Consider the following 26,297-nt stretch of genomic DNA (forward strand, 5'->3'; position numbering starts at 1 on the left):
TCTTGGGTGCTCAGTCTTCGTAAAGTCAAAAATGTATTTGTCTTTGCTAATATTAGTGAAGCAATCTTTTACCTATCACAAAATATCATAAAATCACCTTTTTACTCCACAAATATTAACGCAATTTTTTATATCTTAAATTTGTTTATCTGAACCTGAAGTTCATTAGCTAAATTTGAAAGCATATCCACAGCCTTTGCCATCTCCTGAGCAGCAATGGAATTCTCATTTGTTATTTTAGAGATATTTTCCACAGACTGAGCCATCATTTCTGTAGCTTTTGCCTGCTCATCTGTAGCCCTAGCAATATTTTCTACCTCCAATGACACGTTTTCAACATTATTTTTAATTATATCCAAAGCCTCTTTAGCTTCTTCGGCTTTAGTTTTACCATGTTCAACCTGTTCAACACCTTCAATCATACTTGCCACCGCACCACCTGTATCAGCCTGAATATTTTGGATCATTTCTGTAATATCTTTAGTAGCCTTCACAGTTTTTTCGGCAAGTTTTCTAACTTCATCAGCAACCACTGCAAAACCTCTGCCATGCTCACCAGCCCTAGCAGCTTCGATGGCTGCATTTAAAGCTAGCAAATTAGTTTGATCTGCAATATCATTTATCACTTGTATAATTTCGCCAATCTGTTCACTAGATTCGCCAAGAGTTTTAACTGTTTCTGCAGCCTGTTGGACTGTATGAGCAATTTTGTCCATCATTTCTTTTGTTTCTTCAACTAATGCATGCCCTTGAATAACAGATTCTCTAGCTTCATGAGCACTATTAGCCACATTCGCTGCATTCTGAGCCACTTCTGATACGGTAGCATTTACCTCCTCTACAGCACTAGCCGTTGTAGCTGCCTGTTCAGCCTGTTCCTGAGCTCCAGCAGCAATTGCTTCAGAATTTGACGAAAGCTCAGCAGAAGCAGAAGCTAGCGACTCCACAGATTCAGATACAACATTTATAATACCTTTGATATCATCAACCATCTTATTAACAGCTTTAGCAACAGCACCCACCTCATCATCATATTTAACATCAAGTTTTACAGTAAAATCACCACCTGCAATTTGTGTTAATGCCTCGTTTATTTTATCAAATCTTGAAAAAATCATTTTAGAATTCATCCAGTATAAGACTCCAATAATAATTACAAGTATTACAATTAAAACCGAGAAGTCACGCATTAGATTTTTATTTACCATTGCAATAATCGGTTTTAAAGGGATGAAGATTTCAAAAGCACCATGAACCTCACCTGCTTTCCAACCCTCCATTTTAACACCAGTGGGATCAAGTCCTTGATCATTACCCCAATATTTAATACTATCAGCTGGATTCCCATGGCACCATTCACATTCTTTGGTAAGTCTTACTGCCTTAAAATACCTAATATAACCACTCTTCTCATCAATTATCACCTTTTCAGGAGTATTACCCATTCCTTTATCCATTTTTTTCAATTCATTTAATATTTTTATCTCATTTTCATCAGGCGTATTTTCCGGATTTCTTGGGGAAATTTTAGGTACCTTAAATTTTATTCCTAATTCATCAGCCTTTTCTCTAATTATCCTAATGGAACTAACAACAGGAACAGCATAAAGAAATTTATTTACATCCTTTTTTATTTTATCAAAATCGTATATCCCAGCCTCCCACTTTTCAGCCATAAATTTTCTTACCCCTTCAGCAACTACAATTATATTTCTAGCTCTTTCTACCTGTGACGCAATAGCCGTCTTCCTTGCAACTTTTGCACTAAAAACAAAAAGAACACTAAAAGAAATAATCATTACAACAGAAATAATAGCAGCCAATTTAAATTTAAGACTCACTGTTAACCCCCTAAACCGTCATTTCTCATATTCTAAACACATTTATAATATAATAATATAATATCGAACAATATAAAAAATAATTTATATATATTTTTTAACAATATCATATTTATATTATAACACGTATTTTACAACGATTAGCAAAATAAGTATATCATATCTCTACAAAATAAAAAAATCCCGGCTGATTGCTTCAGAGGGGAGGAGGGTAGAAGCATAGAAACAGCCGGGCAACAAGAAAAACTTTTAACTTGTTTTAACAAATTATGAACTATTTTTCAACTAAATATTTTTATTCAAAGCTATTAATTGAATATGTTTACACTGTAAAACTATACTAAAGCTGTTTCTTCCTTTCTAATAATTCTATTTTTCTCATCCACTTGTATTACAACTGGTCTTAAATCTTTAAGTTCATCCTCATCAAATAAACCATAAGATACAATTATAATCATATCTCCAGGTTGCACTAATCTTGCTGCAGCACCATTCAAACATATTTCTCCACTGCCTGGTTTTCCTTCTATGGTATAAGTAGAAAATCTTGAACCATTAGTAATATTGTATATATCTACCTTTTCATAAGGTAGAATACCTGCAGCATCCATCAACTCTTTATCGATGGTAATACTACCTTCGTAATGCAAATCTGCATCTGTTACAGTAGCCCTGTGAATTTTTGACTTAAACATAATTCTCTTCATATCACACCTCAAATATATTATTATCTATTAATCTAGCCTTTCCTACAAAAACAGCTAAAGCTAAAAGAAAAGGCTTATTTATCACATCCAACTTTTCCAAAGTTTCAGGATCTACAATTTCTATATAATCAATCTTCGTGTAAGGATGTGAACTTATAAATTTATGGACTCTTCTCTTTATTTCACTTACATCTCTAACCCCTTCATCAAGGGCAGACTTAACCACATTAAAGGATTTGTATAAACTTAAAGCTGACTTTCTCTCATCATCACTCAAATAAACGTTTCTTGAGCTCATAGCAAGCCCATCACTCTCTCTTACAATGGGCATTCCAATTACCTCAACATCCATATCAAGATCTTCCACAAACTTTTCTATCACCTTTAACTGCTGATAATCTTTTTTCCCAAAATATACCCTATGAGGCTTAACAATATTAAAAAGCTTTGTTACCACAGTGCATACACCATCAAAGTGCCCAGGCCTACTTGCACCACAAAGAATTTCTGTAATTTCTTTAACAGAGACCTTTGTCAAAAATCTATCAGGATACATTTCTTGCACATCAGGATAAAATAATATATCCACCCCTTCTTTTTCCAATAAAAAACAGTCCCTTTCAAAATCTCTCGGATATCTATCTAAATCTTCCTGCGGACCAAATTGAAGCGGATTTATAAAAATACTGACTACTACCACATCATTATCTTTCTTGGCAGCTCTCACAAGGGATAAATGCCCAGCATGCAGATATCCCATTGTCGGTACAAAGCCTATACTTTTACCTTCTTTTCTGTAATCATCAGAGATTTTTTTCATTTCTTTTTTTGTTTTAACAACTTTCATTTTCCCACCTTATTTTTAGAAAAAAGAATGTTCATCATCAGGAAATTCAAAGTTTTTTACATCATTCACGTACTTTGTACCACCTTCTACAATTACTCTTTTTACATCCGCATATCTTTTTACAAATTTAGGAACAAAATCATCAAACATTCCGAAAACATCATGAAAAACAAGAATCTGTCCGTCACAGTATTTACCTGAACCTATTCCAATAGTAGGCACATTTACTGACTCTGTTATCTTTTTTGCTACATCCACTACCACACCTTCTAAAACAATAGAAAAAACACCTGCTTCTTCCAAAGCCTTCGCATCTTCCAATAACTTTTCACCGCCATCTCTACCCTGTATTTTATAACCACCCATAGCATGAACAAATTGCGGCATCAATCCAATATGTCCCACCACATTAATTCCAGCTTGAGTTATTTTTTTGATTAAAGGCGCTATTTCTTTACCACCTTCAAGTTTTACAGCCTCAGCACCTGCCTCTTTAATCACTCTCACACAATTCTTCAAGGTTTCCTCATCACTCACATGATAAGTCCCAAAAGGCATATCAGCTACTAAAAAAGCTCTTTTTAACCCTCTTTTGACTGCCTTTGTGTGATATATAATTTCATCAAGACTAACCCTAAGGGTATTTTCATAACCATTAATAACCATGCCTAATGAATCACCCACTAAAACAAGATCCACACCTATCGAATCCACAAGCTTAGCGGAAGTATAATCATATGCAGTGAGACATGCTATCTTCTCACCATCTTGCTTCATCTTTTTCAAATGACTAACAGTAATCTTCTTAATCTCTTTATATTTACTCATCCTATCACCTCATACAAAAAAAAAGCCTTCCGGCGGTGACCGGAAGGCTATTTATATGCAATAATCCCTTATTGTTTCTCTATAGCCGTCTCGGTCCCGCCAGGGATCCAAGCGTCGCCTTTGTATAAATATTCATTTTCTTTTAATTGTCAACTAAAAACTAAAATCATTTTAATACTAAATTCTTATTTACTTAAATTAATTTTGTTTTATATTTTTTTACTATGAAAAATTTTAGCTTTTCTAAAGAAAGTCTGAAAATGTATATCTTTTTGTTAATTTTAACCTTAGCTGCTTTTTCAGGCCTTCAAGGATGGAGAACTCTGTTTAATAATTTTGCTGTAGAAGTTGCAAAATTAGAAGGTTTCCACATCGGTGTGATACAATCAGTCAGAGAAATCCCGGGCTTTCTCGCTCTTTTAGTGATTTATCTTTTGCTAATATTTTCCGAACACAGATTGGCTTCCATTTCAATAATAATTTTAGGAATTGGTATAGGACTTACCGGATATCTACCCACATTTTACGGCATAATTTTTACAACATTATTGATGTCATTCGGGTTTCATTACTACGAAACACTTAACCAGTCACTCACATTACAATATTTCAACACATCTGAAGCACCTCTTGTATTTGCAAAACTCAGATCCATAGCCGCTCTTACAAATATTTTTATCGGAGTCATACTGTTCTTTATTGTAAGATATTTTACATATACTCAAATCTTCACAGCCATAGGAATTTTCATTGTAATCTTAGGAGTAATAACACTCTTTTTTGATCCCACTAGAAACGACCTACCGCCACAAAGAAAAAAGATGATTTTTAGAAAAAAGTACTGGTTATTTTATGTCTTAACATTATTTGCCGGTGCAAGAAGACAGATATTTGTGGCCTTTTCAGTTTTTTTACTGGTAAAAAAATTCCATTTTTCCGTTGTTGAAATATCAACACTTTTTGTAGTTAACAACCTCATAAACTATTTCATCAATCCACTAATCGGAAAAGCAATCAATAGGTTTGGAGAAAGAAAGGTTTTAAGCTTGGAATATTTTTCCCTAATCATTATTTTTTCTATTTATGCCTTTTCAAACTCTAAGATTATTGTTGGATTGATGTACATTTTAGACCATATATTCTTTAACTTTGCTATAGCCATCAGGACATTTTTTCAAAAAATTGCTGATCCAAAGGATATCGCCCCAAGTATGGCTGTGGGCTTCACAATCAATCATATTGCAGCAGTAATTTTCCCTGTCATTGGTGGTATTTTATGGAGCATTGACTATAAAATATCCTTTTTATTGGGTGCTTTCTTAAGTCTCATTACATTGATTTTTAGCCAATATATCGACACGGAAATCAGAAAAAACAGTACTTAAAAAACCTAATTTTGAAAATTTTAAACAAAGCTAAAAAGTAATACACTAAGCATTTAACCCCTTATCTTAATAGTTACCATTTTTCAGTAAAATTTAAAAAACTAAACTTAAATAAAAAGTATTTGATTTTTTTTACTACTTCAAATAATAATGTTGGACTGAAACTTAGCGGAGGTCAAAATGCCAAAATTAATTATTGATATAGAAAAATGTAAAGGTTGTGGTCTCTGTATTACCGTGTGTCCAAAAGAAATTTTGAGTTTTTCAGGAAAATTTAATACATCCGGTTATAACTACATAACGTGTACTGATGAAGATAAATGTATAGCTTGTAAAAGTTGTGCACTAATTTGCCCTGATGTTGTATTTACAATTTTAAAAGAAGAAATGATTAAGGGGTAATATATGAGTAATAAAATCTTAATGAAAGGTAATGAAGCAATTGCTGAAGCTGCTGTAAGAGCTGGACTTGCAGGTTATTTTGGTTATCCCATCACTCCTCAAAATGAAATTACAGCATATATGTCATGGAGAATGCCTGAACTTGGTAGAGCTTTTGTTCAAGCAGAAAGTGAGCTTGCTGCTATAAATATGGTATATGGTGCTGGAGCTACAGGAGTAAGAGTAATGACTACTTCTTCAAGTCCAGGTATTGCACTCATGCAGGAAGGACTATCCTACATGTGCGGCGCTGAAGTGCCTGCTGTAATTGTAAATATTACTAGAGGTGGTCCAGGACTTGGTAATATTGGTCCAAGTCAATGCGACTACAATCAAGCTACAAGAGGTGGAGGAAATGGAGATTATAAATTAATTGTTTATGCACCTCATACCGTGCAAGAAGCTATAGATATGGTTTATAAATCTTTCGATGTTGCTGAAAAATACAGAAATCCCGTGCTTATACTTGGAGATGGAGCCCTTGGTCAAATGGCCGAAGCGGTAACTTTACCAGAAATGAAGGAAATTACAAATGAAGATAAAGGTTGGGAGTTGAATGGTGCTCAAGGTAGGCCTCCTCGTTCAATTAAATCTCTACGTCTCGCTGAAGGAAAACTAAAAGAACATAACTGGTATTTAAAAAATAAATACAATGAAATAGAGAAGAATGAGTCATTATATGAATACAATGAAAATAATTACGATGTTCTTGTGGTTGCTTTTGGGACAGCTGCAAGAGTAGCAAAATCCGCCATAAAAGAATTAAGAGAAATGGGGATAAATGTAGGACTCTTTAGACCTATCACCTTATGGCCATACCCTTACCAATCTCTTAAAAATGCATCAAAAAATGCTAAGAAAATTCTTGTAGTTGAAATGAATACTGGACAAATGCTATTTGACGTAAAACTTGCTGTATGTAATAATGAAATAGTTGATTTTCTTGGCAAACCTGGGGGAGAAGTTTTCACACCAGAAGAGATTGTAAATAAAGTAAAAAACATGGTAGGTGATTAAAATGAAAGTTGTTTTTGAAAAACCGGAAAGCTTACTTGATAATAAAACAATATACTGTCCAGGTTGTAATCACGGTATTATTCATAGAATTGTGGCTGAATGTATTGACGAGTTAAAAATTCGAGAAAAAACTATCGGTATAGCTCCTGTGGGATGCGCTGTGCTTTTATACGATTATTTTAACTTTGATATAATTGAAGCACCCCATGGCAGGGCTCCTGCAATGGCAACAGCTATGAAGAGAGTTAAGCCAAATTTGACAATATTCACTTATCAGGGAGATGGTGATCTTGCATCCATAGGAATGGCAGAAATTATGCATGCTGCTAACAGAGGAGACAGTCTCACAGTGGTTTTTGTAAACAATGCAAATTATGGTATGACCGGTGGACAAATGGCACCCACAACACTCCCAGGACAAAAAACTACAACCACACCAGCAGGTAGAAAAACTAATGAACATGGATTCCCTTTTAGAATGGCAGAAATTATTGGTTCATTACCAGCTGTTGCATTTTCATGTAGAACATCTGTTACAAATCCTAAAAATATAATGAAAACAAAAAAAGCAATCAAAAAAGCTTTCCAAAATCAGCTGGAAAATAAAGGTTTTTCTTTTGTAGAAGTGTTATCCACTTGTCCAACAAATTGGGGGATGAGTCCTATTGAGGCATTAAAATGGGTAGATGAAACAATGACAGCCTTTTACCCCCTTGGCACTTTTAAAGATATAGATGAAGAGGTGTAAAATGTTTTTCGATTGTATTATGGCAGGATTTGGAGGACAGGGTATCTTAAGTGCAGGTATGATACTTGCTCAGATGGCAGTTAGAAAAGACCTAAATGTAACATGGTGGCCTTCATACGGTGCTGAACAAAGAGGTGGTACTGCAAACTGTACTGTTATAATTTCAGATGAAGAAATTGGTTCTCCAATAGTTTCAAAACCAAGTTATGGATTTATAATGAACAGACCTTCTTTAGATAAATTTCAACCAAAATTAAAAAAAAATGCAAACGTTATTCTCGACACATCGCTTATAAATACAAATTTAATCGATAGAAATGATATTAAATTCTACAGTATAAAAGCCACAGAGATAGCAAACAAACTTGGCAACACAAAAGTAGCAAATATGGTAATGATAGGTTCACTACTTGCTGTATCCAATTTATTCGAACTAAAGGATGCCGAAGAGGCTTTGTATTATGCCATACCAAAAAAATATCATTCGTTACTCCCTATAAATAGGGATGCTTTAAAGTTAGGATATACTGAGGTTGATAAGCTTTAGAGGGCAGTAATGTACAAGCGTTTACATGCTATCGTTTTTGGTAAAGTTCAGGGTGTGGGATATAGAGCTTTTATTTATGATAAAGCTCTATACCTTGGATTAAAAGGTTTTGTAAGAAATTTACCCGATGGAACTGTAGAAATCGAAGCAGAAGGAGATGAAATATCTATTTATAGATTATTAGATAGTGCGAAAAAAGGTTCACCACTTGCAAATGTTACAAATGTTGATTATAAGATTTATGATGATCTAAGAGGTTATACCAAATTCGAAATTACATACTAAATAACAGTCTTAAAAATCGTTAAGATATTCATCAACTTTATATTAAACACACATATTTAAGGAGGTAGTGGTGATTGAAGTTATTTATTCTGAATTTGATTTTGAAAAAAAACATATTAACAATCTTATATCACTTTATAAAGGAGGAAGTTCTGTACCTTTCATAGCCAGGTATAGAAAAGAGATGACAGGAGGAATGAACGAAAACGTAATCAGAGAAATAATAGAACGATACGAATATATTGAGAAGCTTGAGCAGAGAAAACAGGAAGTCATAGAACACATCAAAGAAAAAAACAAACTCACCGAAGAATTAAAAACGAAAATTTTGCAGGCTAAGACACTCAAGGAAGTGGAAGACCTTTACGCTCCTTATAAATCGAAAAGAAAAACAAAAGCAGATATTGCAAGAGAACTGAAGTTAGAACCTCTCGCAAATTTTATAAAAAATGAATCCAATACTGATAATATAATTACTGAAGCAAAAAAATATATTAGTGACAAAGTGCAAACAGAAAAAGACGCCATAGATAAAGCTCTTGATATAATAATTGAAGAAATTGCACATAATATTGAAATAAAAAACAGACTCAGAGAATTTTTCTGGGAGCATGGCAGTATTTTAAGTGAAAAGAGAAAAAAAGATATTACAGAAAGAACTAACTATGAAGATTACTATAATTACAAAGAGTCTTTAAAAACTATTCCACCACATAGAATTCTTGCCATATTTAGGGGTGAAAAGGAAAATATACTTAAGGTTAAACTCGATATTGACGCTGAGTTGTGTGAGCAAATCATTAAATCAATTTTAGTAGAAAATAAGTGGATTGTGAATGAATTGGTTGATGATAGCATAAAGAAAGCATTTAAAAGAATGCTTTTGCCATCATTAGAACTGGAAATTAGAAAAGAATTAAAAGAAAAAGCAGAAGATAAAGCAATAAAAGTCTTTGCTGAAAATCTAAAAAATCTACTGTTGACCCCTCCTGTAAAAGGAAAAAAAATATTAGGAATTGATCCTGCTTTCAGAACTGGATGCAAATATGCTTGCATAGATGAGACTGGAAAATTACTAAGTTATGGAGTTATTTACCCCACTGAGCCACAAAATGATTACATAAATAGTAAAAAAACAATCCTAAAAGAAATAATAACTCACAATATAGATATTATAGCCATTGGTAATGGGACTGCAAGCAGAGAAACAGAAGAATTTATTTCAAAAATTATTGAAGAAGATAATTTGCCCATTGTTTACACTATTGTAAATGAAGCCGGCGCAAGTGTTTATTCTGCAAGCGAAATTGCAAATAAAGAGTTTCCAGACCTTGACATAACAATTAGAGGTGCAATCTCCATAGCAAGAAGAGTTATTGACCCTTTAGCAGAGCTTGTAAAAATAGAACCCAAATCCATTGGTGTGGGTATGTATCAACATGATGTAAATGAAAAAAAATTAAGTGAAAAATTATTTGAGATTGTAGAGGACGTTGTAAATAATGTTGGAGTAAATCTTAACACTGCTAGTATATCCCTTTTGAAATATGTCTCTGGTATAAACGAAGGAGTTGCAGAAAATATTGTGGCTTATAGAGAAGCAAACGGTAAATTTAAAACAAGAAAAGAGCTTTTAAAAGTTGAGGGGATTGGTGATAAAATTTATGAACAAGCAGCTGGTTTTTTGAAAATTTATGATGGCGATGAGCCTCTCGATTCACTTTTTATCCATCCTGAAAATTATGATAATGTTTATCAATTATTATCAGAACTAAACTTATCCATTGAAAATGCCAATTTGATAAGGTTAAGTTTGAAAGATAAAGATTTGAAAAAAGTTGGAAAAAAGTATGGTATTGGTGAATTAACATTAAAAGATATTATCGAAAATCTTGAAAAACCCGATAGAGATATTAGAGATAACGTGGATCCTCTCATTTTTAAACAATCAGCCCTCACAATTGATAAACTTAAAGAAGGTATGACAGTTAAAGGAAAAATTACAAACGTGGTTGATTTTGGAGCTTTTGTAGATATAGGTTTAAAAAATGATGCATTGATACATATTTCGGAACTTACAGACAAATTTGTTAGACATCCATTAGAAGTAGTAAAGGTAGGACAAACAGTCTCTGCTAAAATCATAAATATTGATAAAGAAAGAGGACGAATAGGCTTATCTTTAAGAAAATAAAACTTTTAATGTTAATATAAAAAAAATGTTTGATTTTATCATTAAACAAAATTAACATAAACTTATGGAAGATCACACGAAACCTGTTAAAATTGCAAAGGATATTTACTGGGTGGGTCATAAAATCGAAAATGACCCATTCCAGTGCCATGTTTATTTAATAAAAAATGGTAAAGAATCCATTTTGATTGATCCTGGTTCAAACCTTACTTTTAAAGAAACTCTTTATAAAATTGAACAAATAATACCTTTTTCTCATATAAAATATTTCATTTGCCATCATCAAGACCCTGACATAACTGCAGCATTAGCTACTATACAACATATACTAAATAGAAATGATGCTCTAATTATTAGCCATTGGCGAGCAATAGAACTTATCAAGCATTATAATCTTAATATACCTTTTGAATGTGTAGAAAAAAATAACTGGGAAATAAATTGTGGTAACAGAAAGTTAAAATTTATATTTACACCATATCTACACTTTCCAGGTGCTTTTTGTACATACGATGTAAAATCAAAAATCCTTTTTTCTAGTGATTTGTTTGGAGGCTTTACAGATGAATGGAGAATTTTTGCCGAAAATGAAAGTTATTTTGATTCCATAGCTGCATTTCATTCCCATTATATGCCATCAAAAGAAATCCTGATTCATTCATTAAAAAAAATTGAACAATTAGAAATTGAAATGATTGCACCTCAGCATGGTTCCATTATCAAAAAACATCTAATATCATCTATAATTAAAAAACTTAAAAATCTTGATTGTGGAGTTTTTCTTCTTACACAAACAAGCACACAGATAGAAAAACTTAGAAAGTTAAACAAAATGCTTAGCTCATTTTCACAAACAATGGCAACTTATAAAAATTTCAGTGATTTGATAAAAAAATTTTCAAAAGAAATCGATAATATATTACCAATAAAAACGATTGATTTTTACACATTCTTTCTAAATAAATATTACTATTTCAATCATAATACTCCGCAAATCTGGGAAGAAGTTTGTATTGACAACCATTTGTTAAAATATCTTGGTAGAAGTAAATCCGAGTATTTTAAGAAAAATTCCTACATAATTTTGCTTGATAACACAATTCTAATACCAATATTAGACTCAGAGTTTAATATTATTATAGCATTTATTAACATAAGAATTACTAAAAAAGTTACTTTAGATTTAGAAACTAAAGAAATTTTACAAAAAATAGCAAATTTTCTTACCATAGCTTTTGAAAGAGAGTTTATAAGAAGAAGAATCCTCATTGAAAAAGATAAATACTATGAAATTTCGATTAAAGACCCACTAACAAATTGTTATACAAGACACTATCATAATGAAGTTATCAAAAGATTTGTAGCCTTACAAGATAGAGGAGAAATTAAAGCATTAGGAATCACTTTTATAGATATTGATAATTTTAAACAAATAAACGATAATTATGGGCATGATATAGGAGATACTGTTTTAGTTAAAATAAGTAATATTTTAATGGAAGAAATTAGAACCGGAGATATACCAGTAAGATATGGTGGTGATGAATTTTTGATTATGGCAGTTTGTGATAATATATCTAAACTTTACTTAATAGCAAAAAGAATTAGAGAAAAAATAAGAAACACACAATGGCCTTTACCATTAGAAAATGAAGAAATAACAGCTAGTTTTGGAATTGCTTTACGAAAAAAAAAATGAAGGATTTAAAAGTGTTTTAAAAAGAGCAGATATTCAATTATATAAAGCAAAACAATCAGGAAAAAACAAAATCTGTTTAGATACATCAACTTGATATATCAGAGATTTTCACAACCAAAGAATATTAATTTTTTGTAAGTTTTTTTAATGATTCTTTCAAGATTTCTTCAAAGTCTTTATTTTTATAATCAATTTCTTTCAGAATTGCAGTACAATCTTGTTTTTTATAACCTAGATTCATCAATGCACTTATTACATCATCAAGTACACTATTATCAACAACTTGATATTTTTCAACCTCCCCCAACTTATCTTTTAATTCTAAAACAATTCGTTCAGCAGTTTTCCTCCCAATTCCTGGTATTGTAGAAAGTTTCACGGCATCTTTGGATAAAATGCATTCTTTTAATTTTGCAACGTCAAAACCTGATAAAATAGCAAGTGCAAGTTTAGGCCCTATCTTAGAAACCTTATTTAATAAGTTAAATATTTCTTTCTCACTTTCTGTTAAAAAACCGTATAGAAAAATCCCGTCATCTTTTACAATTTGTTGAATAAAAATAAATACTTCGCTCCCTTCTTCGGGAAGATTAGAATATGTAGTTATAGATACATGAATTTGATATCCAATCCCATAATTCTCAACAACGATATGATCAGGTTTTTTAACAGTAAGAATACCTTTAATATAATTTATCATGCAATCTACCGTTCAAAAATACACCTAGGCATATAGCACATGCAAGAGCATCTGAAGCATCATTTAAAACACCATCAAGAGTAATTCCAAGCTGTATTTCAACCATTTTTTTTACTTGATTTTTGTCTGCTTTACCATAGCCAACTACAGCTTTCTTAATTTGTAAAGCTGTAAATTGATGCACACTAACACCTTTACTAAGTAAAGTGGCAATAATTGCCCCTCTAGCAACACCCAAACCTATAGCAGTCTTAACATTTACAGAATAAAAGCTATCTTCTACAGCTGCATAAACTGGTTTATATTTTAAAATAAATGCCTCTACCTTATTTACCAAATTTTTTATTTTATCAACAGGTTTAATTCCTTGTTTATTTTTTATTACTGAATAGCCTATACAATCAAACTTACTGCCTTTATTTTCTAAAATACCTATACCAGTTTTATTTAAGCCTGGATCAATTCCTAATATTATCAAATAACTATGCCCCCATCTCCTCCATTACTTTATCTTCAATGTCAAAATTTGCATACACTTCTTGCACATCGTCCAAATCTTCAAGAGCCTCAATCAACGCTAACAATTTTTTAGCATCTTCTCCTTCAACCTTCACAGTATTTTTTGGTCTCATAGTTAGCTCTGCATATTCTATAGCAATCCCTTTTTCTTCTAGTGCTTTTTTAACATTATAGTATTCAGATGGCTCAGTAATTACCTCATAATTATCACCTTCTATTTTCAAATCTTCAGCTCCTGCCTCAATGACAATATCCATTAGTGTATCTTCATCTATAACTTCCTTCTTTACCCCAATAATACCTTTCTTTTCAAAAAGCCAAGCTACACATCCAGCTTCTCCTAAACTTCCACCTTTTTTAGTAAGAGTACTCCTAACTTCTGCTACCGTCCTGTTTTTATTATCTGTTAATGCTTGAACCATAATTGCCACACCACCAGGACCATATCCCTCATAAATCACATCTTCATAATTTGCCTCATTACCTTCACCAGTCCCTTTTTTAATTGCTCTTTCTACATTCTCCTTTGGCATATTTGCAGCCCTTGCTTTCTCAAGAGCTACCCTTAATCTTGGATTCATTTCTGGATCGCTTCCACCCATTTTTGCTGCAACTGTAAGTTCTCTAGCAATTTTAGTAAAAATTTTGCCTTTTTTTGCATCCTGTGATGCTTTTCTATGTTTTATATTAGCCCATTTACTATGTCCTGCCATTAAAACCTCCTAACTTTTGGTGCGCTTGTTTATAAATTATTTCTTTTATATTTTCAATAAAAAGATTACCACTGGAATGTAGTAACACCAGAAAGATTACTAAAACAATTCCCCCCTTTAACTATTAGCTGATAACTAAAGAATTTTGGTTAGCCCTTTTAAAAAGAGCTAACCAAAACTTTTTAGATACTATCATTTAACACTTTTTTATTACCTTTTCTATTCATATATCTATTCAATGCATGTAAGTAAGCTCTTGCACTAGCTACAACAATATCTGTAGAATACCCTTTACCTGTGATCTCAAAACCAGAATTTTCAAACTCAACACTAACAACCACTTCACCTTGTGCATCTTTACCTGCAGTTACTGCATTTATTCTGTATTTTTTCAATCTACCTTGTATCCCAGCTATGCGCTCTATAGCCTTAAAAGCTGCATCCACAGGCCCATCCCCTATTGACGCATCAACAATAACATTCCCATCATCTTTTAAAAGTTCTATTGTAGCAGTTGGAATTGCATTAACACCACTCACAATTGTAAGATTTTCTAAAGAATAATATTCTCTTACCTTACTCATTTGATTTTCAACAATTGCCTCTAAATCCTCATCGTAAACCTCTTTCTTCTTATCTGCCAATTCCTTAAACTTTGCAAAAGCTATCTCTAATTGCTCTCTTGAAAGTTCATAACCAAGTGATCTAAGTCTTTCTATAAACGCATGACGACCAGAGTGTTTACCAAGCACCAATTTATTGGAAGGAAATCCAACACTTTCTGGAGTCATTATTTCATAAGTTGTCCTTTCTTTTAACACACCATCTTGATGAATACCAGCTTCATGTGCAAATGCATTTTTCCCAACAATCGCTTTATTAGGCTGTACATCAACCCCCGTAATTGAAGTTAATAATCTGCTAGTTCTATAAATTTCTTTGGTATTTATATCAGTATAGACATAATTAAACTCATCCTTCCTAACATTTAAAGCCATAACAATTTCTTCCAATGATGCATTTCCAGCTCTTTCACCTATACCATTAATTGTACACTCAACTTGCCTAGCACCAGCTACAACTGCTGCAATAGAATTTGCTACAGCTAGTCCAAGATCATTGTGACAATGTACACTTATAATAGCTTTATCAATATTTGGAACTTTATTTAAAAGAGTATTTATTATCTTTTCAAATTCCCTTGGCACAGTATAGCCAACAGTATCTGGAATATTAACCGTTGACGCCCCAGCATCAATTACTACCTCCACAATCTTACAAAGAAAATCAAGATTTGTTCTTGTTGCATCTTCTGCACTGAACTCCACGTCATCACACAAATTCCTAGCAAATTTTACAGCGTCTCTAGCAATCTCAATCACCTCTTCAGGATCTTTTTTAAGCTTATATTTCATATGGATATCCGATGTTGCGATAAAAGTATGAATACGTGGCCGTTTAGCCCCTTTTAAAGCCTCCCAACCTACTTCAATATCTTTTTTGTTTGCCCTACAAAGTCCAGCAACAGCTGGATCTTTAACTGTATCAGCAACCCTCTTAACAGCCTCAAAATCTCCTGGAGACGATATCGGAAAGCCTGCCTCAATGACATCCACTCCTAACCTTTCAAGTTGAATAGCCATTTTCACCTTCTCATCAACATTCATACTAAAACCTGGTGCCTGCTCACCATCTCTTAATGTGGTATCAAAAATTATCAACTTCTCATTCATTTTATAACCCCCTATTGTAGTTTAATCTAAAAAAAAAGGCCTCAGCCCTGAAGGCTGAGGCCTTTTTATGCTATTCTGCATGGCCTTCTTTGACCTCCAGGGACCGATATTTCAAAAACCTTAATAGTTGGAGGAGAAGACCTGAAAATGTGTATCCAATAAAAAATACAAACAAAAATATTTCAGGATACATCCCAATTACAAAAATTAGAAGTGCAAACCCCACAAGCAAGCTAAAAGGCTTGATCCCGTGTAACTCAAGTTTTTTAAAACTGTAATATTTCACATTACTAACCATTAAAAAAGCAAGTAAATATATAAACAAAACAAAACTCAAAGGTATTGATATACCTTCAGGTTTCCCAAATATCTCTTTTACAAAAAGAACGCTTGAGGCAATTACACCTGCCGCTGCAGGAATCGGCAATCCTATGAAGTATCGATTATCACTCTTTTTAGTTATAACATTAAATCTCGCTAATCTTAAAGCTCCACAAGCTACAAAAAGAAAAGAAGCCATCCAACCAACCCTACCATAGGGAGTTAACACCCATTCATAAATCAGCAGTGCCGGAGCAAGACCAAATGCTACTAAATCACTCAAAGAATCCATTTGAATACCAAATTCACTCGTTGCATGTAGCATTCTTGCAACTTTTCCATCAAGCCCATCAAAAACAAAAGAAAAAATTATCGCATAAGCTGCTAATACAAAATCACCATTAATACTCGCTATAATAGAATAAAAACCGGAAAATAAGCTCAATAATGTAATAAAATTAGGTAATAAATATTCACGTTTAATCATTTACTTTCAAACCTCGCTATTATTGACTCACCAGCCTTAACTCGGTCATTTAACTCTACAACTACATGAGCATTCATCGGTAAATAGAGATCCACTCTTGAAGAAAATTTAATTATACCTAACCTCTCTCCTATCAAAACCTTATCTCCAGTATTTAAATAAGACACCGTTCTACGCGCCACTAGACCTGCAACCTGTTTTACAATAACATTACCATATTCAGTAATAATTTTTATAATATTTTGTTCATTCTCGATGGAACTTTCAGGTCTATTAGCCGCTAAAAATTTTCCTGGTTTATGCTCTACACTAACTACCTCACCTGTAAGAGGAACCCTGTTAACATGCACATCAAACACATTCATAAATATTGATATTTTTTTAAATTCTTGCTCATCTACTTTCTCTTCACTAATATCAACAACTTTTCCATCCGCAGGAGAAACCACAATCCCTTCAAAAGGTGGAATATCCCTTTCAGGATCTCTAAAAAACCACACAAACAGCGCAAGCAAAATAATTATCATTAACAGAAGCAATTGCTTAGAGATAACTAATACCACCAAAAAAGCAACAACAGCTGTTAAAATAAATGGAAAACCTTCTTTTGCTATCAACTAGAACTCCTTTTTTGATTATTATAATTCACAGATTAAATATTAGCAATAGAAAAAAAAATGGGGGGACAAAAGCCCCACCTTAATTTTTCTCTGTATCAACTATTTTACTTTTACCAAGCCAACTCATCATTTCTCTAAGTTTTTTACCCACAACCTCAATTTGATGATTTTCATCTGACTTTGTCAATGCATTAAAAACAGGTCTTCCTGCTCTATTTTCCAAAAGCCACTCTTTTGCAAATTGACCACTTTGAATCTCATAAAGTACTTGTTTCATATTTTCTTTCACTTCAGGAGAAATAACTCTTGGCCCCCTAGTCAAATCACCATATTGAGCTGTATTACTAATAGAATATCTCATATTCGAAATTCCCCCTTCATAAAGCAAGTCAACAATAAGCTTTACTTCATGAAGACATTCAAAATAAGCCATTTCAGGAGAATAACCTGCTTCCACCAATGTTTCAAAACCATATTTAATAAGCTGGGTCAAACCACCACACAAAACAGCTTGTTCACCAAAAAGATCTGTCTCTGTCTCCTCTTTAAATGTTGTTTGCAAAATTCCTGCTCTTGCTCCACCTATTGCAGCCGCATAAGAAAGAGCTACTTCCAAAGCATCACCATTATAATCTTGAGCAACGGCAACAAGACACGGAACACCTCCACCTTTTTCATACTCTGCACGTACAAGATGCCCAGGCCCCTTTGGTGCTATCATTATAACATTAATATATTCAGGAGGAATGATCTGCCCAAAATGAATATTAAATCCATGTGCAAAAGCTATATAATCCCCCTCTTTAAGATTTGGAGCTATCTTTTCTCTGTACAAATCACCCTGAGTTTCATCAGGTGTTAAAATCATGATAACATCAGCCCATTTAGCTGCTTCTTCAACTTCCATTACTTTTAAACCAGCCTTTTCAGCCTTATCCCAACTTTTACTCCCTTTTCTTAAACCAACAACTACATCAACACCACTATCTTTAAGATTGTTAGAATGTCCATAACCTTGGCTTCCATAACCAATAACTGCTACTCTTTTGTTTTTAATTAAATCAAGATTTACATCTTTTTCATAAAAAACTTTCATCTTCCACCTCTTGTAATATTTTATATTTATGATGTTTTGCTATAATCAGGTGTTGCTTTACTACCTCTTGCTATAGCAACAAACCCTGTTTTTATTACTTCAATTAATCCATATGGCTCTAATACTTTTAGGAATGCCTTATTTTTATCATCTGTACCTGTTATCTCAACAATGAGCGACTCTCCAGTAATATCAACAACTTTTCCTCTAAAGGTATTAACAATATTAAAAATATCTGGTCTGGTTTTAGATGTAGCATGAACCTTTACAAGCATCATCTCACGTTCTATATGATCCATTGGTGTAACATCACGAACTTTTATCACATTTATTAACTTTCTCAATTGCTTAATTATCTGCTCGATTATTCTCTCATCACCACTAGTAACAATTGTCATCACTGAGAATCTCGGATCATGAGTAGTATTCACAGATAAGCTTTCAATATTATATCCCCTACCACTAAAAAGACCGGCAACTCTAGATAAAACACCAAATTTATTTTCTACTAATACTGATATAATATGTCTCATATCAGTCCCCCAATATCATTTCATTTAAAGCAGCACCTGCAGGCACCATAGGAAACACATTTTCTTCCCTATCAACCACAAAATCCATAAGAACAGGTAAATCCTTAATCTTCATGGCCTCTCTTAAAATTGGCTCTACATCCTCTGGTTTTTCAGCTCTAAACGCCGGACAACCATAACTTTCTGCAAGCTTTAAAAAATCAGGCTGACATTCCAAACAAGAATACGAATATCTGTTATTAAAAAAGAGACTTTGCCACTGCCTAATCATCCCTAAAAATTTATTATTTAAAATTGCAATTTTAACACCCACTCTATACTGAACAGCGGTACAAATTTCTTGTATATTCATAAGAAAACTACCATCACCCGCAATATCAAATACTTCCTTTTCTGGTCTACCTATTTTTGCTCCAATGGCCGCAGGAAAACCAAATCCCATCGTTCCAAGACCACCTGAAGAAATAAATTGACGATGATCTTTAAATTTATAATATTGCCCTGCCCACATTTGATTCTGTCCAACTTCCGTGCATATAATAGCATCACCTTTAGTTACTTCATATATCTTCTCAACTACAAATTGAGGTTTAATCACTTTATTACTTTTTTTATAAGTAAAAGGATGTGTACTGTTCCAAGCTTTTATTTGTTTCAACCAAGAATCTCTATCTTTTGCACGTTTATCCCAATTGTAATCACCCAAATACTTTGACACCTGTTCCAATACTACCTTACAATCTCCCACAATCGGTATATCTATAACTACATTTTTACTTATTGAAGCTGGATCAATATCAATATGAGCTATTTTTGCCTTAGGAGCAAAACCATCCAATCTACCTGTTGATCGGTCAGAAAAACGCGTCCCTACAGCAACAATAAAATCTGTTTCTGTCATTGCCATATTAGAAGCATAATTCCCATGCATACCAAGCCAACCAATAAAATTAGGATGATCACCAGGAAAGCCACCAAGCCCCATAAAAGATGAAATAACGGGTAAATTAATTTTTTCTACAAACTCTACTAGCTCCTTAGTGGCACCACTAATCCTAATACCTCCTCCCATATATACTACAGGTTTTTTAGCAGATTCCAATGCTTTCAACAATTTCTTAATCTGCATAGGATGTCCTTCATAATTTGGATTATAACCTAGTAATTCTACTTTTTCAGGATATCTAAACTTTGTTTTTGAAGCTACCACATCTTTTGGCAAGTCTATAACTACCGGTCCCGGCCTTCCAGTCTTTGCAATATGAAAAGCTTCCTTAATTGAAGGAGCAAGTTCTTTTATGTCTTTAACTAAATAGCTATGCTTAACTACAGGTCTAGTTATACCAATAATATCTGCTTCCTGAAAGGCATCTCCTCCTATCAATGATGTAGGTACCTGTCCAGTAAATATTACAAGAGGCACAGAGTCTAGATACGCTGTAGTAATACCTGTTATAAGATTTGTTGCTCCTGGTCCACTAGTTGCCATACAAACACCCACTTTACCTGTAGCCCTAGCATATCCATCTGCAGCATGAATACCACCCTGCTCATGTCTCGGTAAAATATGTTTAATATCAGTATCGAATAATGTATCATAAATTCCTAACAATACCCCGCCAGGGTATCCAAATATAACCTCTACATCTTCTTTTCTTAAACATTCCACTAATATTTCGGCACCTGTCATCATAGTTTTCTCCTACTACAATTTTTTAAAAATAGCACCCTCAGCAGCACTACTAACATTTAAAGCATATTTGTACAAATAACCTGTTTTGATTTTAGGTTCAGGTTTGACCCATCTCTTTTTTCTCTCTTCCAATTCTGAGTCGCTAATTAGCAGCTCAATTCTTCTTTCTTTTATGTTAATATAAATATCATCACCATCTTGAACAAAAGCAATGACTCCACCTTCGGCGGCCTCAGGAGAAATATGTCCAATACATGGTCCCCTGGTACCACCTGAAAACCTCCCATCTGTAATGAGAGCAACTCTATTCAACCCTAAACCAGCAATAGCTGCCGTAGGAGCAAGCATTTCCCTCATACCAGGACCGCCTTTTGGTCCTTCATAGCGTATTACCACTACATCACCATTTTTAATTTTTCCCTCCATAATAGCATCCATAGCATCCTCTTCAGAATCGAAAACTTTTGCTTTACCAGCAAATTCAAACATTTCAGAAGCAACAGCAGATTGCTTCACTACGCAACCATCAGGAGCAATATTCCCTTTAAGTACAGCTATCCCTCCTTCTTTATGGTAAGGATTATCTATCGGCCTAATCACATCCTCATCAAAAACAATTGCTGATCTTGCAATTTCCTTTACAGCTTTTCCTGATACTGTTAAATTATCTTCAATTAATGTTTCAAGTCTTTTTAAAACAGCAGGTATCCCGCCCGCATAATCCAAATCTTCCATGAAAAATTCACCACCTGGTCTCAAATTTGTAATATGCGGTACTCTCTTGCTTAAATCATCAAACAACATTAAATCAAGTTTTACCCCAGCCTCATGTGCAATTGCAGGTAAATGTAATGTAGTATTTGTAGATCCACCAAGCGCCAAATCTACAATAACTGCATTTCTAAAAGCTTTTTCATTCAAAATATCTTTTGGTCGTATATTGTTTCTTACTAACTCACATATCTGTACACCACTATCAAAAGCAATATGCCTCTTTTTTGACATAACTGCCAATGCAGTCCCACACCCAGGCAAACTCATCCCCATAGTTTCGGTAAGACAAGCCATTGTATTTGCAGTATATAATCCTTGACATGAGCCTGCAGAAGGACACGCACATTGCTCCAAATTATTCATCTCAAAATCATCGATTTCACCTTTTTTATATTTAGCCATAGCCTCAAATGTATCTCTTACAAAAGATCTTCTCTCTCCTCTCCAATTACCACTCAACATAGGTCCAGCAGTTACAAAAATTGATGGAATATTTAATCGAGCAGCTGCCATTAACATGCCAGGGGTAATTTTATCACAATTTGTTAAAAAAACTACACCATCAAGTTGATGAGCTTCCACAACACATTCTATTATATCAGCAATTGCATCTCGACTAGGTAAAGAATAATGCATACCTTTATGTCCCATTGCAATACCATCACATATCCCAGGTACTGAAAATAAAAAAGCATATCCACCACCTGAATGAATACCCTTTTCAATAAATCGTTCTAAATCCCTCATCCCAGAATGACCAGGAATTAAATCAGTAAAACTAGAACAAATCCCTATAAAAGGCTTATTCATAGAACTTTTTGGCACACCACTCCCATGTAAAAGAGCCCTATGTGGAGCCCTATCCAACCCTTTTTTTACATTATCACTTCTCATAAGTATCTCCTGTTAAATCTTACTTAAAATTGTTTAATAATTATCACACTAAAAGTTTATTTTCAATTATTTTTTAATGGAATCACATTTATTTTTACAGATAACATATCATGAATAAATGTGGCACAGTTTTCACTAAAAAAATTAAAACTAAAATATAAGATAACTGTAAAGTTTACTTTATCTTTAACGCCATCATTGTTATATCATCCTTTTGCTTTGTATCATTTGTGAATTCAAGCACTGATTCATAAATATAAGCTATTAAATCGTTTGGCGAAATACCACAACTCTTCACAATAACCTTTTCAAGTTTTTCATAACCAAAAAACTCACCATTCTCATTTTCTGCTTCTATGATCCCATCTGTATATAAAAAAATCATATCATTTGGTTTAAAATGAAATTCAGATTGCGAATATCTATAATCTTTCAATACCCCTAATAAAATATCACCATCTTTTAATTCAAAAGCTTGAAAAGCTCTGCATATAATCGGTTTAGGATGTCCAGCATTTGTATATATTATTTTTTTATTTATAAAATCTATTCTCAAATAAACTAAAGTTATAATAAATTCTAATTTTTCCAAATCTTCATAAATTTCTCTATTTAATTTAGTTATTATATCTTTTGGCTCATAATTAGGATTTGTAGCTATAATACTCTTCAATAATGTTCTAACCTCCGACATAATAAGAGCAGAAGCGACATTATGGCCAGAAACATCAGCAATAACAATATCTAATATATTATCAGAAAGCTCAAAATAATCATAATAATCTCCGCCAACAAACTCATAAGTATAACACACACCTGCAAATTCAACATTTGATATATTAGGTGGTTTATCAGGCAACAACGAACTTTGAATTGTTCTAGCAATTTCCAATTCCTTTGAAATCTCTCTCATCTTTATCAATTCTCTTGTTTGTTCATGACTTTTAATAGAAAAGGCAATCTGATGTGCAACACTCTCCAATAATGCAATAAACTCATTTGTATACATACCCTTGTAAATTTTTGAAAAAAACGAAATAACCCCTTTTACTTCTCCTTCAATTATTAGTGGCAAGTGACAAAAAGATACAAAACCAGCCTTTTTAATATCAATTACTTTCTCATTTAAAGCAATCAAATTAATATCATTGATAGCAATAGGCTTTTTCTCTTCAATAGATTTCCCCAAAAAAGTATCCTTTACTTCTTCAACAGTTCTGTCTAAATCTAAGTTTTGAGCAAGCTGACCAGCATAAGCTGTCATCTTTAATACATCATTCTTCATAACTCGCAAAACAACCAAATCAAACTTAAATGTTCTTTTTAACAGATTAAGAGATTTGATAATCTTTTGATTCAATCCGCCCGGGCTAGAGAATATCTTTGAAATTTCCAACAGTACATTTAGCTCAGAAACCCTTTTAATTAAAGTATCTTTAGATTCACTTATAGAATAAGAAACTAAATCTTTAAAAATATCAATAACTTTGTCCTCACCTTTTCCAAGCATCTCAAGATAAGATTCTACCACTAATTTTGAAGCACTTGGTCCAACTATTTCAGAAATAATCTTCTCAGTATAATCTCTTAATTCTGCAATATCAGATAGTGTCAGCTCACCAACATCTTTTCCTCGCATTTCAATATGAGATTTCAATTTCTCTTCTGCAATTTTTTCTCCAATAAATTTAGAAAGTAGTGAATAAATATCCTCATAACTCAAATCAACAATAGTTTTCTTTTTTACTTTTAACAGTTCTCTTAGATAAAATTCTTTTTCAAATATAAGAGATGTTTCAATTTCAGTTTCTGTTTGTTTTGTATAAAGAGAAACTATTACTATAGCCGTAATATTAAAAAACATACTCCAAAAAAACGAATGGGACCAAATATCTAAACTATCTAAACCAAATAAAGAATAAGGCTTTAAAAAAGAAACTCCAAACAACCCATCAAATATAATCTTTTCAGATAATATTCCAGCATTCACCATATCAGGAACAATCAAAGTATAAAGCCAAATTAAAAAGCCTGCAGTTATACCTGCAATAGCACCTTTCTCATTTACTTTGCTCCAAAACATGCCCAAAAATACAGAAGGTGCAAACTGGCTTACTGCAGCAAAAGATGTCAAACCAATACTTACTAGAGAAAAATGAGCCCCAATATATTTATAATAAAAAAAGCTAACTAATACTATTAAAACAACAAGTAATCTTTTAAAAAAAAGAAGTGTATAAGTTAAATTAATTTTTACCAATTTCTTTACGAATAAAGGTACCAACACATTATTCACTACCATATGTGTAATACTAACCGAAGAAACAATTATCATCCCTGACCCAGCGGCTAAACCACCCAAATAAACTAATAAAGCCAATAAATATTTTTGATTTGAAACAAAAATGTTAATAATATAATAATCTGGATCACCAGTGTTATTAAATATCAAAACTCCCGCAAAGGCAATAGGCACTACAAACAAATTAATCAAAAATAGGTAAAGAGGAAACATATACATTGCTTTATCAACATGTTCACTATCCATATTCTCAACAACCGTAACATGGAATTGTCTTGGCAAAAACATAACTGCAAACATACTCATCATCAACATTGTAAACCATTGAAAATAACTGGAAATGGAATCTTTAATTGTTATAAGACTATCAAATTTGTTTGAAATTAAATAATTTGAACTGTTTGCTATTTTATTAAAAATATCTCCAAATCCATCAAATATAAAAAAAGTAATATAAATCCCAGCAATCAAAAAGATTGTTAACTTTACAATTGATTCAAAAGCGATAATACTTATTAAACCAGGATGTTTTCTTGCTTCTGTTACATGGCGAGTTCCAAAAACAGCACCAATTAACCCAATAATCAAAGAAAAGTAAAAAGAAAAGTCATGTATTAAGCTTTGATTATATCTTAAATTAATATTCGTAATGATTGCATATGTCTCATTAATTGCTTTTAACTGTAGTGCAATATAAGGAATTATCCCAAAGATACAAAATAATGATACAATAACACCTAAATATTTTGATTTTCCATATCTAAAACTAATAAAATCAGCAATAGAAGTAATATTATATTCTTCAGAAATCCTTATTATATGTTTTAGAAAAATCCACCATGTAAAAACAACTAAAGTGGGACCAACATATATAGTAATAAAATCTATACCAGTAGTTGCCGCTTTACCTATAGAACCATAATATGTCCACGTAGTACAATAAACACCTAAAGTTAAAGAATATACATATGGATTTGAAATAATTTTTTTATTCTTTTTAAAAAATTTTTCCCCATAATAAGCAATCAAAAAAAGTAATGCAAAGTAACCAAAAGTTATTAGTATTATAGTATCCATTTCATCTTTTTCTCTTTTTCAACGCTAATACAAAAATAAATTCAACAATTATTGAAATAAACCATCCCATAAAAAAATATACATAAATCAAAGGAATACCTCTCACTAATACCCTTTTATCAAATATTGTAATGAATGGGTAATTTATAAATATACATCCAAGCACGAAAAGAAATATCCAAACAGCCGTTATTCTACTCATAGTAAAATTATATCATTGTAATATGTTTTATCAACATAAATATAATCCTTGGAGTCACCCCATTTTTTGCACTACCTTGCATGAAATTGTTTAT

24 protein-coding genes are annotated in these 26,297 nt (G+C 32.7%); 8 read left to right on the forward strand and 16 right to left on the reverse strand.

Annotated elements, in window-relative coordinates; translation table 11 throughout:
• Positions 1–128: 128 nt before the first annotated feature.
• From OWK30_RS01895 to panB, 4 genes are all read right to left on the reverse strand, one after another.
• A complete protein-coding gene (locus OWK30_RS01895) occupies positions 129–1,841 on the reverse strand; it encodes a methyl-accepting chemotaxis protein (RefSeq protein ID WP_423323058.1) in 1,713 nt (570 codons plus the stop codon).
• A 335-nt stretch (positions 1,842–2,176) separates the two neighbouring features.
• Positions 2,177–2,548, reverse strand: a complete 372-nt coding sequence (gene panD / locus OWK30_RS01900) for an aspartate 1-decarboxylase (protein ID WP_423323060.1) — start codon at positions 2,546–2,548, stop codon at positions 2,177–2,179.
• A gap of 1 nt (position 2,549) precedes the next feature.
• The gene (gene panC / locus OWK30_RS01905; RefSeq protein WP_423323062.1) at positions 2,550–3,395 is read right to left on the reverse strand and encodes a pantoate--beta-alanine ligase; all 846 of its coding nucleotides are present in this window, start codon (positions 3,393–3,395) and stop codon (positions 2,550–2,552) included.
• 15 nt (positions 3,396–3,410) lie between these two features.
• Positions 3,411–4,223 (reverse strand): 3-methyl-2-oxobutanoate hydroxymethyltransferase, encoded by an 813-nt coding sequence (gene panB, locus OWK30_RS01910; protein ID WP_423323064.1) that lies wholly within the window; start codon positions 4,221–4,223, stop codon positions 3,411–3,413.
• A 224-nt stretch (positions 4,224–4,447) separates the two neighbouring features.
• Here panB and OWK30_RS01915 point away from each other — a divergent pair, with 224 nt between their 5' ends.
• From OWK30_RS01915 to OWK30_RS01950, 8 genes are all read left to right on the forward strand, one after another.
• A complete protein-coding gene (locus OWK30_RS01915; RefSeq protein ID WP_423323066.1) occupies positions 4,448–5,608 on the forward strand; it encodes an MFS transporter in 1,161 nt (386 codons plus the stop codon).
• Between the two features lie 180 nt (positions 5,609–5,788).
• Positions 5,789–6,010 (forward strand): 4Fe-4S binding protein, encoded by a 222-nt coding sequence (locus tag OWK30_RS01920; protein WP_423323068.1) that lies wholly within the window; start codon positions 5,789–5,791, stop codon positions 6,008–6,010.
• A gap of 3 nt (positions 6,011–6,013) precedes the next feature.
• Positions 6,014–7,066 (forward strand): 3-methyl-2-oxobutanoate dehydrogenase subunit VorB, encoded by a 1,053-nt coding sequence (locus tag OWK30_RS01925; protein WP_423323070.1) that lies wholly within the window; start codon positions 6,014–6,016, stop codon positions 7,064–7,066.
• Position 7,067: 1 nt separating this feature from the next.
• Positions 7,068–7,814: a thiamine pyrophosphate-dependent enzyme gene (locus OWK30_RS01930; RefSeq protein ID WP_423323072.1), complete on the forward strand. Its 747-nt coding sequence runs from the start codon at positions 7,068–7,070 to the stop codon at positions 7,812–7,814.
• 1 nt (position 7,815) lies between these two features.
• Positions 7,816–8,361, forward strand: a complete 546-nt coding sequence (locus OWK30_RS01935; RefSeq protein ID WP_423323074.1) for a 2-oxoacid:acceptor oxidoreductase family protein — start codon at positions 7,816–7,818, stop codon at positions 8,359–8,361.
• A 9-nt stretch (positions 8,362–8,370) separates the two neighbouring features.
• Entirely contained in the window at positions 8,371–8,646 is a 276-nt protein-coding gene (locus tag OWK30_RS01940; RefSeq protein ID WP_423323076.1) for an acylphosphatase, read from the forward strand.
• Positions 8,647–8,716: 70 nt separating this feature from the next.
• The gene (locus OWK30_RS01945; RefSeq protein WP_423323078.1) at positions 8,717–10,840 is read left to right on the forward strand and encodes a Tex family protein; all 2,124 of its coding nucleotides are present in this window, start codon (positions 8,717–8,719) and stop codon (positions 10,838–10,840) included.
• 64 nt (positions 10,841–10,904) lie between these two features.
• The gene (locus tag OWK30_RS01950; protein ID WP_423323080.1) at positions 10,905–12,539 is read left to right on the forward strand and encodes an oxygen-binding di-iron domain-containing protein; all 1,635 of its coding nucleotides are present in this window, start codon (positions 10,905–10,907) and stop codon (positions 12,537–12,539) included.
• 124 nt (positions 12,540–12,663) lie between these two features.
• On the opposite strand, the gene ruvA is transcribed toward OWK30_RS01950, so the two are convergent.
• The 12 genes from ruvA to OWK30_RS02010 form a co-directional block, all read right to left on the reverse strand.
• Positions 12,664–13,239, reverse strand: a complete 576-nt coding sequence (gene ruvA / locus OWK30_RS01955; protein WP_423323082.1) for a Holliday junction branch migration protein RuvA — start codon at positions 13,237–13,239, stop codon at positions 12,664–12,666.
• The gene (ruvC, locus tag OWK30_RS01960; protein ID WP_423323083.1) at positions 13,223–13,717 is read right to left on the reverse strand and encodes a crossover junction endodeoxyribonuclease RuvC; all 495 of its coding nucleotides are present in this window, start codon (positions 13,715–13,717) and stop codon (positions 13,223–13,225) included. The genes ruvA and ruvC overlap by 17 nt, the downstream gene beginning before the upstream one ends.
• Positions 13,718–13,721: 4 nt before the next feature.
• Positions 13,722–14,471 (reverse strand): YebC/PmpR family DNA-binding transcriptional regulator, encoded by a 750-nt coding sequence (locus OWK30_RS01965; protein WP_423323085.1) that lies wholly within the window; start codon positions 14,469–14,471, stop codon positions 13,722–13,724.
• Positions 14,472–14,653: 182 nt separating this feature from the next.
• Entirely contained in the window at positions 14,654–16,204 is a 1,551-nt protein-coding gene (locus OWK30_RS01970; protein ID WP_423323087.1) for a 2-isopropylmalate synthase, read from the reverse strand.
• A gap of 70 nt (positions 16,205–16,274) precedes the next feature.
• Complete coding sequence (pssA, locus tag OWK30_RS01975; protein WP_423323089.1) at positions 16,275–17,012, reverse strand: CDP-diacylglycerol--serine O-phosphatidyltransferase; 738 nt, start codon at positions 17,010–17,012, stop codon at positions 16,275–16,277.
• Positions 17,009–17,629: a phosphatidylserine decarboxylase family protein gene (locus tag OWK30_RS01980; RefSeq protein ID WP_423323091.1), complete on the reverse strand. Its 621-nt coding sequence runs from the start codon at positions 17,627–17,629 to the stop codon at positions 17,009–17,011. The genes pssA and OWK30_RS01980 overlap by 4 nt, the downstream gene beginning before the upstream one ends.
• 82 nt (positions 17,630–17,711) lie before the next feature.
• Complete coding sequence (gene ilvC / locus OWK30_RS01985; RefSeq protein WP_423323093.1) at positions 17,712–18,728, reverse strand: ketol-acid reductoisomerase; 1,017 nt, start codon at positions 18,726–18,728, stop codon at positions 17,712–17,714.
• Positions 18,729–18,754: 26 nt separating this feature from the next.
• Positions 18,755–19,261, reverse strand: coding sequence for an acetolactate synthase small subunit (ilvN, locus tag OWK30_RS01990; protein WP_423323095.1), 507 nt, complete (start codon positions 19,259–19,261; stop codon positions 18,755–18,757).
• A 1-nt stretch (position 19,262) separates the two neighbouring features.
• Positions 19,263–20,954 (reverse strand): biosynthetic-type acetolactate synthase large subunit, encoded by a 1,692-nt coding sequence (ilvB, locus tag OWK30_RS01995; protein WP_423323098.1) that lies wholly within the window; start codon positions 20,952–20,954, stop codon positions 19,263–19,265.
• Between the two features lie 12 nt (positions 20,955–20,966).
• A complete protein-coding gene (gene ilvD, locus OWK30_RS02000; protein ID WP_423323100.1) occupies positions 20,967–22,622 on the reverse strand; it encodes a dihydroxy-acid dehydratase in 1,656 nt (551 codons plus the stop codon).
• A gap of 175 nt (positions 22,623–22,797) precedes the next feature.
• Positions 22,798–26,001, reverse strand: coding sequence for a SpoIIE family protein phosphatase (locus tag OWK30_RS02005; protein ID WP_423323102.1), 3,204 nt, complete (start codon positions 25,999–26,001; stop codon positions 22,798–22,800).
• Position 26,002: 1 nt separating this feature from the next.
• Entirely contained in the window at positions 26,003–26,203 is a 201-nt protein-coding gene (locus tag OWK30_RS02010) for a hypothetical protein (RefSeq protein WP_423323104.1), read from the reverse strand.
• Positions 26,204–26,297 lie beyond the last annotated feature (94 nt).

This window comes from Deferribacter abyssi, assembly GCF_049472655.1.
In the GTDB taxonomy this organism is placed as follows: Bacteria; Chrysiogenota; Deferribacteres; order Deferribacterales; family Deferribacteraceae; genus Deferribacter; species Deferribacter abyssi.